At 41.7% G+C, this 14,430-nt stretch carries 15 protein-coding genes and 1 pseudogene; 10 read left to right on the forward strand and 6 right to left on the reverse strand.

The features are described from left to right. The 8 genes from AC1DSE_RS01795 to AC1DSE_RS01830 all read left to right on the forward strand — a co-directional run bounded on the left by AC1DSE_RS01795 (nucleotide 1) and on the right by AC1DSE_RS01830 (nucleotide 5,999). Complete coding sequence (locus AC1DSE_RS01795; RefSeq protein WP_477509912.1) at nucleotides 1-876, forward strand: DUF72 domain-containing protein; 876 nt, start codon at nucleotides 1-3, stop codon at nucleotides 874-876. A gap of 60 nt (nucleotides 877-936) precedes the next feature. Further along, complete coding sequence (locus AC1DSE_RS01800; protein WP_477509911.1) at nucleotides 937-1,467, forward strand: hypothetical protein; 531 nt, start codon at nucleotides 937-939, stop codon at nucleotides 1,465-1,467. Between the two features lie 66 nt (nucleotides 1,468-1,533). Continuing rightward, nucleotides 1,534-2,421 carry a PhzF family phenazine biosynthesis isomerase gene (locus AC1DSE_RS01805; RefSeq protein ID WP_477509910.1) on the forward strand — a complete coding sequence of 296 codons (888 nt, stop codon included), beginning with the start codon at nucleotides 1,534-1,536 and terminating at the stop codon, nucleotides 2,419-2,421. A gap of 42 nt (nucleotides 2,422-2,463) precedes the next feature. Then, the gene (locus tag AC1DSE_RS01810) at nucleotides 2,464-3,099 is read left to right on the forward strand and encodes an HAD-IA family hydrolase (RefSeq protein WP_477509909.1); all 636 of its coding nucleotides are present in this window, start codon (nucleotides 2,464-2,466) and stop codon (nucleotides 3,097-3,099) included. 188 nt (nucleotides 3,100-3,287) lie between these two features. Next, a complete protein-coding gene (locus tag AC1DSE_RS01815; RefSeq protein WP_477509908.1) occupies nucleotides 3,288-3,551 on the forward strand; it encodes a hypothetical protein in 264 nt (87 codons plus the stop codon). 273 nt (nucleotides 3,552-3,824) lie between these two features. Further along, on the forward strand, nucleotides 3,825-4,703 hold the full coding sequence (locus AC1DSE_RS01820) for an NAD-dependent epimerase/dehydratase family protein (protein ID WP_477509907.1): 879 nt from the start codon (nucleotides 3,825-3,827) through the stop codon (nucleotides 4,701-4,703). Nucleotides 4,704-4,901: 198 nt separating this feature from the next. Continuing rightward, entirely contained in the window at nucleotides 4,902-5,042 is a 141-nt protein-coding gene (locus AC1DSE_RS01825) for a hypothetical protein (protein WP_179089775.1), read from the forward strand. Nucleotides 5,043-5,060: 18 nt separating this feature from the next. Further along, nucleotides 5,061-5,999, forward strand: a complete 939-nt coding sequence (locus tag AC1DSE_RS01830) for a magnesium transporter CorA family protein (protein WP_076267332.1) — start codon at nucleotides 5,061-5,063, stop codon at nucleotides 5,997-5,999. A 90-nt stretch (nucleotides 6,000-6,089) separates the two neighbouring features. Here the strand turns inward: AC1DSE_RS01830 and AC1DSE_RS01835 are convergent, their stop codons facing one another. From AC1DSE_RS01835 to AC1DSE_RS01860, 6 genes are all read right to left on the reverse strand, one after another. Beyond that, entirely contained in the window at nucleotides 6,090-6,749 is a 660-nt protein-coding gene (locus AC1DSE_RS01835; RefSeq protein ID WP_477509906.1) for a P-loop NTPase family protein, read from the reverse strand. A gap of 181 nt (nucleotides 6,750-6,930) precedes the next feature. Then, complete coding sequence (locus AC1DSE_RS01840; RefSeq protein WP_477527348.1) at nucleotides 6,931-8,127, reverse strand: RNA polymerase sigma factor; 1,197 nt, start codon at nucleotides 8,125-8,127, stop codon at nucleotides 6,931-6,933. Between the two features lie 398 nt (nucleotides 8,128-8,525). After that, nucleotides 8,526-9,674 carry a DHHW family protein gene (locus AC1DSE_RS01845; protein ID WP_477509904.1) on the reverse strand — a complete coding sequence of 383 codons (1,149 nt, stop codon included), beginning with the start codon at nucleotides 9,672-9,674 and terminating at the stop codon, nucleotides 8,526-8,528. A 21-nt stretch (nucleotides 9,675-9,695) separates the two neighbouring features. Beyond that, nucleotides 9,696-11,084, reverse strand: coding sequence for an MBOAT family O-acyltransferase (locus AC1DSE_RS01850; RefSeq protein ID WP_477509903.1), 1,389 nt, complete (start codon nucleotides 11,082-11,084; stop codon nucleotides 9,696-9,698). A 5-nt stretch (nucleotides 11,085-11,089) separates the two neighbouring features. Then, entirely contained in the window at nucleotides 11,090-11,614 is a 525-nt protein-coding gene (locus tag AC1DSE_RS01855; protein WP_477509902.1) for a DUF4358 domain-containing protein, read from the reverse strand. A 314-nt stretch (nucleotides 11,615-11,928) separates the two neighbouring features. Continuing rightward, nucleotides 11,929-13,203, reverse strand: a complete 1,275-nt coding sequence (locus AC1DSE_RS01860; RefSeq protein ID WP_477509901.1) for a DUF3895 domain-containing protein — start codon at nucleotides 13,201-13,203, stop codon at nucleotides 11,929-11,931. 269 nt (nucleotides 13,204-13,472) lie between these two features. On the opposite strand from AC1DSE_RS01860, the gene AC1DSE_RS01865 reads away from it, so the two are divergent. Together AC1DSE_RS01865 and AC1DSE_RS01870 are read left to right on the forward strand one after the other, a co-directional pair. Then, complete coding sequence (locus tag AC1DSE_RS01865; RefSeq protein WP_477527349.1) at nucleotides 13,473-14,129, forward strand: pentapeptide repeat-containing protein; 657 nt, start codon at nucleotides 13,473-13,475, stop codon at nucleotides 14,127-14,129. A 194-nt stretch (nucleotides 14,130-14,323) separates the two neighbouring features. After that, a pseudogene (locus AC1DSE_RS01870) lies at nucleotides 14,324-14,430 on the forward strand (PadR family transcriptional regulator); the annotation flags it as partial.

Genomic DNA, 14,430 nt, shown 5'->3' on the forward strand with positions numbered 1-14,430 from the left:
ATGATTTCAATAGGCCTTGCAGGATGGGGCGATCATGACCAGCTGTATGTTCCAGTTAGCAAAGCGGGCAGCAAGCTGCGGCAGTATGCAAAACATTTTCCTGTTGTAGAGGTAGACAGCACTTTTTATGCCATACAATCTAAAGAGCGATTCAGCAAATGGCTGGCGGATACGCCGGAATCCCTTCACTTCGTCATTAAAGCTTATCAAGGGATGACCGGACATCAGCGCGGACCTGCCGTGCCGGCTTCGGAGACAAATGAAATGTTCGGTGCATTTCGGCAAATGCTGGAGCCCGTAATGGAGACAGGCCGATTGACGGCAGTCTTGTTCCAGTATCCGCCGTGGTTTGATTGTACAGCAGCCAATGTGCGAATTCTGCGGGAGACAAAAGCAAGGATGAATGGCATTCCTTGCGCGCTGGAATTCCGTCATCAAAGCTGGTTTACACAGGAGTACTGTGAGAAAACGCTGGATTTTATGAGGCAGGAGCAGTGGATGCACAGTGTTTGTGATGAGCCGCAGGCAGGAATAGGCTCCATACCGATCGTTCTCACAGCAACCGATGCACAATCAACTATTGTGAGGTTCCATGGACGCAATGTGTCTGGCTGGAATCAAGCCAGTGCACCGAATTGGCGCGAAGTTCGGTATTTATATCGCTATAGCGAGGAAGAGCTGCAAGATTGGGCGAATAAGCTGCGGCTGCTGGAACAGCAGAGCGAGCATATTTACGTCATTTTTAATAACAATTCCGGAGGGGACGCAGCAGACAACGCGAAGCGGATGATGGAGATACTGGGACTGACTCGCCCGAACGGCGAAAGTCCGAATGAGCCGCCGCCCCCGATTATCGAGCAGTTGGATTTATTTTAGATTGACGAATATAATTTAGTAAATACAAAATCATCCAATTAATGTAATGGGAGGCTTGATATGAACCAGAGATGGAGCGTGAAGAGAACAGTTGTAAGTTTCAGCTTGTTCATTCTTATCGCATTGGTTTTATCCGTAATTATTTGGTATCGAATAACGGACCCGTTAGTAAATAACGGACTTCAACGAATCAATAATCATGATGGAAAGGTAGTAGAGTATGTCGTTGAGCTCAGCAATGAAGGGTTTCAGAAAATCGACATTAATAAGGTCAGCGTGAATGGTGAAGATCGCTCGAATGACGTCCAACTAGGCATCTCTTATGATTCTACTCATATGGTGCAGGTCCTTCCGAATTCAGATCCGGCTACTCAGTTTATGAAACTATCGGCCTCTTCTATTTATCCAGCGCTTTCTCGGGGTGAGATTCAAGCAGCACTAGAGAAAAAAGAACATACACCAATGCAATACGGCCTCCGAATTCGCTATGAACATCAACCCATACAGAATGTAACGATCACGTACAAATATTTAGGTTTTACGAAAACGAAAAGTATAACCAATTGGTTTGAGTCCGATTCTCTACAATAAGTGAGTACAACTTTATTCTCCACTTTAATAAAAATTGAATACGCTGAGTAGGCGGGGGGACTGTTTATGAGAACGATCAATGTGTATCACTATGACGCATTCAGCAATATTCCAAACATGGGAAACCCTGCAGGAGTCGTATTTAATGGTGATGATCTCTCCGAAGAGCAAATGCTGACCATCGCAGAAAAAGTAGGCTTCAATGAGACGGCATTTCCGCTGAAATCGGATATGGCTGATCTTCGAATTCGTTATTTTACGCCAGGTCATGAAATAAATCTTTGTGGACATGCAACGATGGCAACCATTTATGCGCTGCAAACGAAAGGGCTGCTGGAACATCCGTCAGCATTCACGATTGAAACAAAAGCTGGAGTATTGCCGATAAAAATCGATTTTGATGCAAATGGTGAACCTCTTATTACGATGCGGCAAGCCGCTCCTCAATTTCAGCCATTCCATGGTTCTTTATTGGAGCTGGCTCATTCTATGGGCATCGAAGAAAGTGAGATCGAGACGGAGCTCCCCACTGTGTATGGAAGTACCGGTGCGTGGACCTTATTAATTCCTATAAAAAGCCTGAGTACTTTCAGTAAAATGAAGCCAAACAATTCGTTGTTTCCGCATATTTTAAAAGAAATGCCAAGGGCGTCCATCCATCCGTTTTGTTTAGAAACATACGATGTGAATGCACAGATGCATGCCCGTCATTTCTCATCGCCATTTTCAGGAACGATTGAAGATCCCGTAACAGGTACGGCTTCTGGTGTAATGGGTGCATACTACGCGAAGTACATAGATAACAACTCGGAAAAATCAATTCATCTTGTCGTTGAACAAGGGCAAGAGATTGGCCGCAATGGCAGAGTTGGTGTATCTGTAACAAGGAATAATGATCAGCTCGATATCGAGATTACTGGCAACGCTATTTATGTTCATGAATTTGAGATATAACTACCTAACGCAGCAGTGATAGATTGAGGGTGCATTTAATAGATGTATAAACATATAATATTTGATTTTGACGGCACACTAGTAGATTCAACGTCGGAAATAATGATGGTTTATAACGAATTAGCAGTAAAATATAATTTTAAAAAAGTAAATCATGAAGAATACAAATTATTAAACCATCTATCATTAAAAGAACGGTTTAAAGCTTTAAACGTTCCGATGTATAAGTTCCTTTTGATTAGAAAAATAGGAAAGGAATTTAAGGAGCGCTATAAACAGCATCTTAACTCGATATTATTTATTGATCAGATGAGAGAAGTGGTAAATGCACTTCAAAGTGAAGGTTATAAAATCGCAATCATTACATCGAACTCTGCAGCGAATGTCTCTGATTTTTTACATACTCAAAATTTCAAGGGTATCCATGAAGTTCGATCGTCAAATGGACTATTTGGAAAACATCAAACGCTAAAAAAATATTTAAAATATAATCAATTAAATTGTGAAGATGTAATTTATATCGGTGATGAAACAAGAGATATTATTGCATGTAAGAAATGCGAAATCGATGTCATTGCAGTGTCTTGGGGATTGGATACAAAAGAATCATTGCTGGCACAGAGTCCGAATTATTTAGTCGATCAACCGCATGAAATTAGGGAGATCTTAATAAAATAGAAGAAAAAATTATTGAATATTTTAAACAAGATAAGGAAATTCAAGTATGAGAATCGTCCAATCCATAACGATATTATAAATTTAAATTCGAGGTGAAGCGATGTTTAATCCAGCGGTCTTCTTCTATTAGTTGTGCCGGCATTTATGGCTTAAGAGCCAAAATCTAACCCGTCACAACGGGGATGAAGATGTTTGATGAGAAGGAAATGACAGCTTGGGGAAATGAACAAAGTTACGCTAGAGAACATGTGAAAATTCACAAAAACCCTAGAAGAGCGAAGTTAAGAGACTTCCGCAAAGGAATAAAGGGCGTTCACTATAACAAAGAGGTCAAAGAAGTAAGGAAATCAGACTATCGTAAGTATAGAATACAAATGAAATGCCTTCTTCGAGGCGAGCATTACGAATTGCTGCGAGGCTATCAACGAACAGGTGGACGGATTACTTGGTAGGTCGATAAATAACAGACATTAAACTAGGAGGAGATGAGAATCTCCTCTGATTTGCATGCTTACTGCCATGTATATCCATAGGTTACTTATAGGTTACTAAGTAAAAAGAAATTGCGTACTTCATATTTGTATATCGTTGTACTATTATTAGACATGAAAGGCTTAAGCAGATGAATAAACAAATGATTCAGATATTTGTGGAAGCGTTATCATGATAGTAACCAACCAAGCTATACCATTTTAAATTACGATAAAACTGACGAGGTGAACGAAATGAGAGTTGTTGTGACAGGGGCTGCGGGCAATGGAGGTCAGGCCGTATGCAAAGCATTGGCCCAAGCTGGTTATACCGTTCGGATGGCAGACGTTATGCCCCCTCAGTCTGATGATTTGAAGCAGCTTGAGTTTGTTAGATGTGACATTAGGACGCCAGGCGATGTACAGCGTGCGGTGGAGGGCATGGATGCCGTTGTTCACCTGGCAGCATGGCACTGTGCACACAATCCGCCAGTTAGTGATGAAACTATTTTTTCTGTTAATGTCGATGGTACTTTTTATCTATTAGAAGCATGCAAGCAAGCGGGTATAAAAGCGATTGTCTATGCCTCCTCGATGGCATTCGGATGGGGCTCGGTTTATGGAGTAAGCAAAGTCATCGGGGAAGACCTCTGCAAGGCTTATCATGAAATGACAGGCGCATCGATTGCAATGCTGCGTTATCATGAATTTATTCCTCGGCCATATTTAGAGTTTGGGGAACGATTACTTCGCAATGGGGTAGATAGACGAGATGTGGCGGCAGCTACAGTGGCATCGGTCAAAGCAGCTTTGGAAAAGAAGATTGGGCTATTTCGCACAATTGTACATACCAATCATCATATGCCGCAAGAGGTTGTTCAAAACTTCAGCGAGCTTGGCGCAGAATGGTGTGAGACACAAGTGCCGGGCGCAAGCCGCCTGTTGAAGAAGTATGAGTTGACGCTGCCAAAACAAGTTGAGCAGCATGATCTATCAGAGGCAGAGGAGATGCTTGGATGGAAACCGGCATATGGTTTTCTTGAGTTTTTGAGAGACTTAAAGAGTAGAGATGAAAAAGGGATCGACGTTGCTAATCTATGGGTTCCTTCGGAAATTCCAGCGTTAAATGAATAGGTTGAATAGTGAAAAGCAGCGCTGTCTGAGGATAGCGCTTGAATAAGCAAATGCCATATTTAGGCGTACAAGAGGTGGTCCCTGCAAGCACGGGCCATCTTTTTTTATGATTTTTTTAATTTCATGACATTTTCATTTATTTGGCGTATTATAATGAGCGTGCTTAACCATAGCGAAAAAAAGGAGTTGAGTTCTGTAATGGATAGTCGAAGTAGCGCCGAACCCGAGCCAAGCTTGTTGCAGGGGGAAGTCATGAACAAACCAATCTTCAGAAGATTGATTACTGAACTGAAGGTCAACTCTTTTGTATGGCAGGGGCATTTCTGGCTTCCTCATTAATCTGAGGAGGTTGTAACCATGTTGAATATTTATATTACTGACGAGCACGGAATACTGAAAGAAACGGATGAGATTACTTCAGGATGCTGGGTCAATCTTGTAGCACCAACGGAGCAAGAAATGAATCTAGTAGCTGCTAAAGCACAAATTCCTTTGGATTTTATAAAGGATCCATTAGATGAAGAAGAACGGTCAAGGATTGAAAATGATAATAGCAATGTGCTTATCGTTGTAAATCTGCCATTGGTTTCGACGGATGACAAGGGTATTCCCATGTATGATACGATTCCACTAGGGATGATTATTGCGGACGATTGTTTTATTACAGTGTGTCTAAAAGACAATCCGATTTTTCACGTTTTTGCACAAAATAAAATAAAACAATTTTACACGTACAAAAAAACTAGGTTTTCATTTCAAATTTTATATTTAATAGCGACTTCATATTTGAAGTACCTTAAGCAAATTATTAAAATGACAGACGAAATAGAGAAAAAATTGCATCAGTCGATGAAAAATAAAGAACTATTTTCCTTATTGAATATGGAGAAAAGCTTGGTCTATTTTACAACCTCATTAAAGTCCAACAACATCGTCATGCAGAAAATGTTGAAAAGCAAATACATGAAAATGTATGAGGATGACCAAGAATTGCTAGAGGATGTCATTGTAGAAAACCAACAGGCTATTGAAATGTCTGAAACGCATACGACGATATTAAGCGGTATGATGGATGCTTTCGCTTCGGTCATTTCCAACAATCTGAATATTGTTATGAAGTTTTTGACATCGATTACGATTATTTTATCGCTGCCTACGATGGTCGCAAGCTTCTATGGGATGAACGTTAAAATTCCGTTTCAGGATTACCCTCATGCCTTTTTTATCGCGATGACCATTTCCGTTATTTTATCGAGTGTCACTGCCGTTATCTTCTGGAAGAAGAGGTTCTTCTAAACTATAGCTGCTTTAAATGAAGTAGAGGCTGTTCTAAACGTAGATTTATCTACTTTTAGAACAGCCTCTTTTGGGGTTAGATGAGCTTATTTAATGAACTGGAAGCAGCGAATCAATGAATTCACTAATCTGCTGGTGATATTCATCCCAGAGATAGTCTTTATTCTCAATGATTAGTTTTGGGATGTCCCACGCATTAACAGTTGCACGGACAAAGGACTGACTCCGTGACCACACCTCTGCAGCTTGTTTGAAATCCTCATCTGTATGCAGGGAGACAGGACCCCATTCATTTCCTCTTACGCTGCAAATAAACCGCCATTGTTTCTCAACATCCACTTGATAATAGTAAATAAGGCTAGGTGCCAGTGGTGCCAGTATCTGCTGTAGGGAAGAAGAGAAAACGAGAAGCTTCTGTTTATCCATGCCCATGAGATGAGCGACACTAATGGTGTCTTGAAGAAACACACTTTCAATAATAATGACTTCATGGGCACTGTGTAGCTCAGCTTGAACAAAGTCAAGATAACGAGTGGTGAGAAGCTGTATGAACTGATCTGCTTCTGCTTCATTTGTGAAAGAACTGAACTCCGGTCCTTGTAAGAGCAGGGGATGTAGTGCTTCCTCTTCTAAAAAACACCTTGCTGCTACTTGTTTTGAATTTAGTTTATCTAAAATGGATTTAGCTGTTGTCGTTTTTCCAGAGCCAGGAATACCGTCAATAATAATTAATCTTTTTTGTTTACTCATGTATAGATCCTCCCTAAATTTAAAATGAATAAGGACGGATCATTCTTGGTTTCAGACAGCAAAAATTGAAATTAGCGTTCATTTTCACTTGTTATACCTCCAAACGTTTGGATTCTAACATTAGATTCGCTTCGTTTAATTCATTTCCCTTTTTCTGGTGAGGCTCATTTCACTAGGAATGTTAATTCAACCTTGCTTTGAGTGTATGAGACCAAAGCTTGTGAATTTCTGCTGCAGAACAGTTGAATGCATCTTCAAAATCGAGTGGATTTCTGATGATTTTATTAAGGGCGTCAATGCCATAGTGTTGTAAAACAAATTCAGAGAGCGTATAAGAAAACTGAAACCCCTTTTTTTCATCAAATTCCCATGTGTTATCTTCTAAATCCTCAAAAGTAGGAATTTGGCTGTGTTTCACAAGCTCTGCTATTGAAGAATCGATGTATTCCTTTGTCATGAGACCAGCTTCGTATCCGCCTAGTCCTTGGTATAACCATTTTGGAGCGGCAGGGTTAATATCTGTCACCAACCAAATCGTATAGAGATGGAGTGTTGATTTAAGAATGGATTGATACGTATGTTCTGGACCTGGATGGAGCGGAGAAGCAATTTTTATCGTATTATTCTCAATTACACCCATAAACCAATTGGGCGCATCTGGCTCACCAACCGCATGATGGAAGGATTGAAGATCTGGATAAATTTCTATTGATATTTTTTTTGAAGGTTGATGTCTTAATTGCGTACAAATACGATCAACGCTGGTTTTCAGATGATTGATGATATCTTGATACACCTTGCTATCCTGCTCGGATGCACCCTTAAGCTCATTTTTACTAATAACAGTAATATAGTCGATTACAGACATAAAGCTTCGAACCTCCTCGTCATTGTGCAATTCTTTTCTTAACTTTTCTAAAGCTCTGTACAGGCGATTTTTGACTGCGCTTAATTTCATCTGAGTAATCTCGGACACCTCTTTCAAAGTGCAGCCGACATCATAATGGAGCGAAATGATTTCACGATCAATCTCGCTTAATTGTTCTAAAGCTAAGGTGATATCGATTCGTATCTCTACATTTTTGGTGAATTCAAAAGATATAAAACGATTTTCTAAGTGGTTTAAGTCTACATAGGTTTCGCAATTACGATCTTTTCTTCGGAGTTCATTTTTTAAATTGTTGTTCGCAATATGGCATATCCAAGTGAATAGACTAGAATCACCACGAAAACTATTGATGTGCTCCATAGCCTTCATAAATGTTAGCTGTGTTAAATCCTCTGCAGTCTGAATGTCGACCTTCAGCGAGAGAAATCTTCTAATTCTATCGTAATATAGCGTGAAAATGTCCTCGAATTTGTCGTGGGCCCCTGACATCAAGTGAACCTCCCCCTGTCTTCACGTTTATTAGACACCAGGGAGATGGAAAAAGCCACAGCAAAATGTATTATTTATGGATTGAATTTTTTGTTAGTGCTTAAAGGAAAACCTCCCGTTAATTCGATAAATAAATGGCTTTTTGCCCCATTAGCAGGAAATTCTCCTGCTATATTCGTCAAATAGGCCCATTTGGTGAGGATATGCTGAAAATAACAGGAGTTTTTCCATCTAGTGGCTTTGAGAGCAAATAATCGTTTTAATTAGCGGGAGTATTTCCTGTTAAACGGCTTAGCAGCTGCTAAGTTACCTCAGATAGGAACGCCAAAAAACAAAGGAGCAGCCATCTCGGCTGCTCCTTTGTTTTGCGAATCCATTGTTTGAACTTCCACCCACCATCAATACTTCAGCTTCAATAAATTGCGTTCCGCAATGAAGGTCGTTGTATTAAACAGCAGCAGGACATCCTCAATCCCGTTGGCTTCCATGTAGTCACTAATATTGCCGTTATTGTAGCGAATGTCGATCACATGGATATCCTCGACATGTTGCGTCAGGAAAGGGAGGAAGCTGTGCGCATATGAATCTTTAATGACAAGCAGCTTCTTCTTATCGGCTTGCTTCGGAGGAAGCTCGCTGTGAAGCGTCATTAAAGCGTGCACGCCGCCAAGAAAATACGAGTATTTATCCTTCTTTTCCAAATAGCTCGAATCATACATGGTCGTAAAGGTTTTGTCCGTATCAGCCACGTACATGTCTGTTTTCATTCCGTTTTTAGCTTTGTAGGCTTCAATGGAATCAGGTGTTAAACCGCTGAACTGACCGCGAGTATGATAGCTGCCTAGAAAAGAGTTGGTAACGGTCTCGATGTCGAAATCCTTCTCGGCCATTGGCGTCCAGCCCATCTTCTCCGCGTAAGTAACATAGGCTAGATAGGCGCCATAAGTCGTCCAGTGGTGGTCTGTTTTGTAATAAAGCGGTCTGCTGCTGCCGGCTTCAGGCTTCAGAAATTCGAATCCGTCGATAAACGACAAGCTCCCTTTAACCTGATCGGCAATAAAGCTGTTTACCTTCGTTTGCGGGTAAGCATCAGCCAGCCATGGCAGCCGTTCTGGATACAGGCCAATGGAGGTCGGAGCAAGCATAAAGGTGATGTTGGCGTTAGGATGGTTTTGTACAAACTTCTCCACCGCAGCAGTGTATTCTTCTATATCTTTATCGTTCGGTTTATTAAATTTCTCGAACAAATAGCCGTCAGAGCCTTTGTAGATGCCGTTATTTTCCTGCTGCAGGCGAAGCTGCTCAAATACAGACTTCGTCCATACCCAGTTGGTTCGGAAAGGAAAATGATCGGTTACGTAGTTTTCCGTATCATCGGCAAACTTCTTAGACCAAAGATTATCCCAAGTCAGCTCAGGTGACTTCTGGAGCGTGCGATTCTCAACGTCCGAGAATGCTTGTACGGGCAGTAAAAAAAATAATAACGACATAGCAAATAGGACACCGACGAAACCCCACACAAAAACGTGGTCCGTCTTCTTGCTCAAAACCGCCAGCCTCCTTTTACATTAAAAACGGAAGTAAAGAAATGGGTTAAACGTCGCATCAACCAAGTAAGCAACGGACATAAAGAACAACAAAGCATGCCAGCCAAGCTGTAAAACGGGTCGCGTACTTCTGTTTTCCTTGAGCTTGCGCTTAGGCAAGGATGCGAGCACTAATAATACGAGTAAAATTGCATTTGTGTACAACAAATAGAAAGTTTCATTGTTCCATAATGGCTGGTCATTGGCGCCAAACATAGCAGCAAAGTAAGTACCCATATTTCCTAAATCGTCAAAGGCAAAGAATACCCAACCGATTAAAATAAGCAGCAGCGCATACATATGCCTAACCCAAGCTGGCATTCGCTGCAACAGCTTTAGACCGAACCATTTCTCGAATACAAGAACGACGCCGAAGTATAAGCCCCAAAGCAAAAAGTTCCAGCTGGCTCCATGCCAAATACCGGTCAGCAGCCATACGATCATAATGTTTCGAAGCTGTATCCAAGGACCTTTGCGGTTACCGCCAAGCGGTATGTACACATAGTCGCGGAACCAGGTGCTAAGCGATATATGCCAGCGGCGCCAAAAATCAGTAATGCTTTGCGCCGTATAAGGACGATTAAAGTTTTCGTTAAACCGGAAGCCAAACATCAAGCCAAGCCCTATGGCCATATCGGAGTAACCGCTGAAATCAAAATAAATTTGGAAGGCAAAGGCGATAATGCCGAGCCAAGCGGTCAAGGCAGGCATCGTATCTGCTCCTGTGCTTGATATCGTATTCCATAACAGTCCGATATTGTTTGCGAGCAGCACCTTTTTCGCTAAACCGATAATAAATCGTCTAACGCCTTCAGCGAACAGCTCGATGTTCACTGTGCGATGGCGCAATTGCTCCGCAATTGTAGAATATTGCACGATTGGTCCTGCGACCAATTGAGGGAACAAAGCGACAAACGTACCGAAATCAATCCAGTTGCGTTGTGCCTTTGCTGTACCTCTATAAACATCAATAATGTAGGACATCGATTGAAAAGTATAAAAGGAGATACCGATTGGCAACGCCAGTTCAGTTAATGGTATTTGTGTACCTAATAGTGCATTCACATTGTTAATGAGAAAATCAGCGTATTTAAAGTAACCAAGCAAGGTTAAGTTTACGACGACAGAGGCGACGACAATCCATTTCCGCTGCAGGCTGCTCCGCTTCGGGTTGCTAAGAGCAAGTCCGAAGCTGTAGTCAGTAACCGTCGAGAGCAGCATAATTGCGATGTACACGGGCTCGCCCCATGCGTAGAATACGAGGCTTGTGGCGAACAAAACAAAGTTTTTAATTCGCCACGGAGACACGAAATACAGCAGCAATACAGCAGGCAGAAATAGAAATAGGAAAAGTAGACTGCTGAATACCATATTGCTTATTTTTTAGCGAAGAAGGAATCGAATTCAGTTACAAATTTATCGGCTTGTTCAGAAATGACGAAAAAGACGTGATTGCCTTTCGCTACAAGCTTGTAGTTTTTGGCGTTTTCGTACTGATCCGGCAAATAAGTTTCAAATGATTTTTGAACATCCGCAGCACGTTTCTTGATTCCATCCTCAACAGCAGCAATATCTTTAGCATCCTTCACTTTGAAAACAGCTATTTCATTTGTTTTAACGTTCATTAACGGTGACATAATTGTATAATCTTCCAGAATAGATGGGTCGAAGTAATACATTTGTTTCACCATGTCGCCTGTCATTTCTGCTAGCGCGGGTTGTTCAATTTTGGCCAACATGCCGTCAACCATCTCTTTTGTCGTTTTTGTTGTTACGAACTGCTCTTCTTTGTTGCCTGATGTATTGGAGTTAGCTCCTGAATTTGAGTTTGAACCTGAGCATGCCGTCAGCACCAAACCTAATGCAATGACAAGCATAAATGCAAAATATCTTTTTTTCATCGTAATCAATCTCCTCGGTGTCATTTTTGTTATCAAGTTTAAAAACGGAAAATATTAAGTTTATGTTGCAGTTTTAATTATTATGGTAAAATATGACGTTAATAATTCATGAGAATTTGATTATTTCATTCGAGAGAAAAATGAGTGATTACGCGGAGTTTTTGCCATAGAGGAGAGGCTTGACCATGAAGCAGCAATGCTTTTCGATTTATCGATGGTCAAGCTCTCACAAAAAACGAGGTCGATAGAGTGGACTCAAAAATAGAAATTCGATTTGGAAAGAAAGCTGGATGAACGCTTGGTACAAAAAGCAATTATGAATTCTTCGAATTCGAATAAACGCGATCCTCGGAATTGCCGAGCACGAGCTCACATTGGCCTGCAGCTGAAAGCTTGTCCAAATAGGCTGCCACTGCAATGTAGATGCCAGGTTTTCCGGTAGACATTCGTATATCTTGTACAAGCTTCTGTTCAATTAAGAAGTTAGAGATCGCTAATGTGCTGATACGTCCATACTTGAGAGCATCATCAACGACACGCTGAGCCGGCTGTGACAAATAAAAGGGACTTGAAGTTTTGGCATTCGAGCTGCTTAGCTCAGATTCTCGCATTGCGGCAGCACCTAATTTTTTGCCAGCCTCCTCGAATGCAAACGCATCTTGGTTCACCGGAGGCTCATCGAACACAAACGCGCCTTGGCTCTCCTCAATCTCATCAAAGACGAATGCGCCTTGACTGTTTTCGATCTCATCAAATACAAATGCACCTTGGCCATCATCGGAATTGTCAAAGCTGAGTACGCCTTGCGTTACATCGTTATCTCCAAAATCGAAGGAGCCTTGCGAATGTTTTGGAGGGTCAACAGGCTGCTTGCTGTTCTCCATGATGTCCTTGTCGGAACGGAAGTCGCTATGCAGGTTCGGGGTCTCCGGTATTTGCTGTTCATCGTCTTCTGAAGACGATTGATCATAGAAGGTTAAAGCGGCTGCTATTCGCTTCTTCCTGCTCGCTAGGTCCAGTTCATGCAGTCTTCTGCGGATACGGGACAGCTGTCTCTCCAGCAGCGGAAGATTGGCATCGATATGTGCTTGAATGTCGGCAGGTACTTCAAGCTCAGATGGCAGCGGCAAAAAAAGATGCTGATCGAGCTGCCAGCCATCTCTATATTTGCATAACATTTCATTCATCTCGCCATCGAGGATGTCGAAGCCTTTCATAATATCCGATATCGCTTTCGCATCAATTCCGGTATGCAGCTGTAAATGCTCGATACCGAAGTAGCGAATCGTATTGGTAGGGAGATGAAGCACCTGATGCTGGTAGCGCAAGGAACGGCCGCATTCACATTTTGTATGAGGAGACACTTCGCCGCTATCGGTGAACCCGATATAGTCCCATTCTTCAATAAACGATTCAATATCCTCGAATTCAGCATCCTCAGGAATGAACTGGCATTTTTTTCGGGCAAGCTGTCGTGCGAACAACGTTCTTCTGCCTCTAACGAGCTCATGGTGCAAAAAATGACGTTGCTCCTCCGTGAGCGTTCCCATTATGTTATCGCGCTGCTCCAGCGACATCTCGTATTTCATAACACACCTCTATTCCGTCTAAAAAGGGAGTGAAGTCCCCCTTTATTGCATACTTTATTTATTCACATTATAGATGGGGGAGCACAAGAAGTCATTAGCGATGCCAAACTATACAACTCATTACCCGTTTTTTCATAATGTTCAATCCGCATCCTTAAGATTTGTTGCTTAAAAAACGAATTCGTCCTATCAGGATTTGAAAGTGTATAATATAAAGAAGCTGAGGTTGTATAGATTTTATTTCATAATAAAGGCAGGTCCTCATACTTATGTCCAGCAAAAAAGAGAAAATTGAAGCTCCTAAAATAGCAAGCGAATTGAAATCTTTAGACGTTCCTGATTACGAATGGGCGGATGAGATTGAGATTAGCGACAGCATCATTCAAGACAGCGGTGTTCATAATCAATCGGCTTATAAGCCTTGTTTTGATCGCGTGGTGTTTAATAACGTATCGTTTCGGGCGACAAGCCTGCGAAAAGCGGAATTTACCGATGTTCGTTTTGACAACTGCGATTTATCAAATATCGATCTAAGTGAAGCGGTATTTCATAGGGTCACATTCCTTAATTGCAAGCTGCTTGGCATGGATTTGACAGGCTCAATGCTGCGCAACGTAAGGTTCGAGCAATGTGTGGCGGATTATGCCGTACTGCGCTTCACCAATGCCAAAGGCGTTAAATTCGACAAAAGCTCGTTAGCCAAAGCGGACATGTCCAATATGACATTAGCTAATTTCTTTCTGCATGAAACAAATATCGATCAAGCGCAGCTTTCACAGACGAAGCTTGGTGGCATCGATATTAGCAGCTGTGAATTTAACAGCTTAGGCGCGTCGCTAGAGGATTTGCGGCGCTGCATCATCTCGCCTGCACAGGCGATTACAATGGCGACGATTTTTGGGCTTGTTGTGAATGATGGAACATAATGGCGAGCAGTATACCAACGCCTAAATGGTAACAAAGAAGACCACTGCGTACGAGCAGTGGTCTTCTTTTTGCATGGGAATGATTTACTTATATATCGTGTCGTGATACAATCACATCATGATATATCGAGATGCGATATAACATGGGGTGATATACACTTTCAGTAGTTCCACACAAAAGGAGCCGAGTCACAATGGAGAAATTACTTCGCAATTATTTGCCTATGTCGGAAACGGCTTTTTATATTTTGCTGTCGCTTATAGAGACTCGTCATGGTTACGGGATCATGCAGCATGTAGA

Source organism: Paenibacillus sp. 01L418, from assembly GCF_056400045.1.

What these genes read in the sequence shown, in the direction of transcription:
- AC1DSE_RS01795 (WP_477509912.1), top strand. Translation starts at nt 1, where the DNA reads ATGATTTCAATAGGCCTTGCAGGATGGGGCGATCATGACCAGCTGTAT.
- AC1DSE_RS01800 (WP_477509911.1), top strand. Translation starts at nt 937, where the DNA reads ATGAACCAGAGATGGAGCGTGAAGAGAACAGTTGTAAGTTTCAGCTTG.
- AC1DSE_RS01805 (WP_477509910.1), top strand. Translation starts at nt 1,534, where the DNA reads ATGAGAACGATCAATGTGTATCACTATGACGCATTCAGCAATATTCCA.
- AC1DSE_RS01810 (WP_477509909.1), top strand. Translation starts at nt 2,464, where the DNA reads ATGTATAAACATATAATATTTGATTTTGACGGCACACTAGTAGATTCA.
- AC1DSE_RS01815 (WP_477509908.1), top strand. Translation starts at nt 3,288, where the DNA reads ATGTTTGATGAGAAGGAAATGACAGCTTGGGGAAATGAACAAAGTTAC.
- AC1DSE_RS01820 (WP_477509907.1), top strand. Translation starts at nt 3,825, where the DNA reads ATGAGAGTTGTTGTGACAGGGGCTGCGGGCAATGGAGGTCAGGCCGTA.
- AC1DSE_RS01825 (WP_179089775.1), top strand. Translation starts at nt 4,902, where the DNA reads ATGGATAGTCGAAGTAGCGCCGAACCCGAGCCAAGCTTGTTGCAGGGG.
- AC1DSE_RS01830 (WP_076267332.1), top strand. Translation starts at nt 5,061, where the DNA reads ATGTTGAATATTTATATTACTGACGAGCACGGAATACTGAAAGAAACG.
- AC1DSE_RS01835 (WP_477509906.1), bottom strand. Translation starts at nt 6,749, where the DNA reads ATGAGTAAACAAAAAAGATTAATTATTATTGACGGTATTCCTGGCTCT.
- AC1DSE_RS01840 (WP_477527348.1), bottom strand. Translation starts at nt 8,127, where the DNA reads ATGTCAGGGGCCCACGACAAATTCGAGGACATTTTCACGCTATATTAC.
- AC1DSE_RS01850 (WP_477509903.1), bottom strand. Translation starts at nt 11,084, where the DNA reads ATGGTATTCAGCAGTCTACTTTTCCTATTTCTATTTCTGCCTGCTGTA.
- AC1DSE_RS01855 (WP_477509902.1), bottom strand. Translation starts at nt 11,614, where the DNA reads ATGAAAAAAAGATATTTTGCATTTATGCTTGTCATTGCATTAGGTTTG.
- AC1DSE_RS01860 (WP_477509901.1), bottom strand. Translation starts at nt 13,203, where the DNA reads ATGAAATACGAGATGTCGCTGGAGCAGCGCGATAACATAATGGGAACG.
- AC1DSE_RS01865 (WP_477527349.1), top strand. Translation starts at nt 13,473, where the DNA reads ATGTCCAGCAAAAAAGAGAAAATTGAAGCTCCTAAAATAGCAAGCGAA.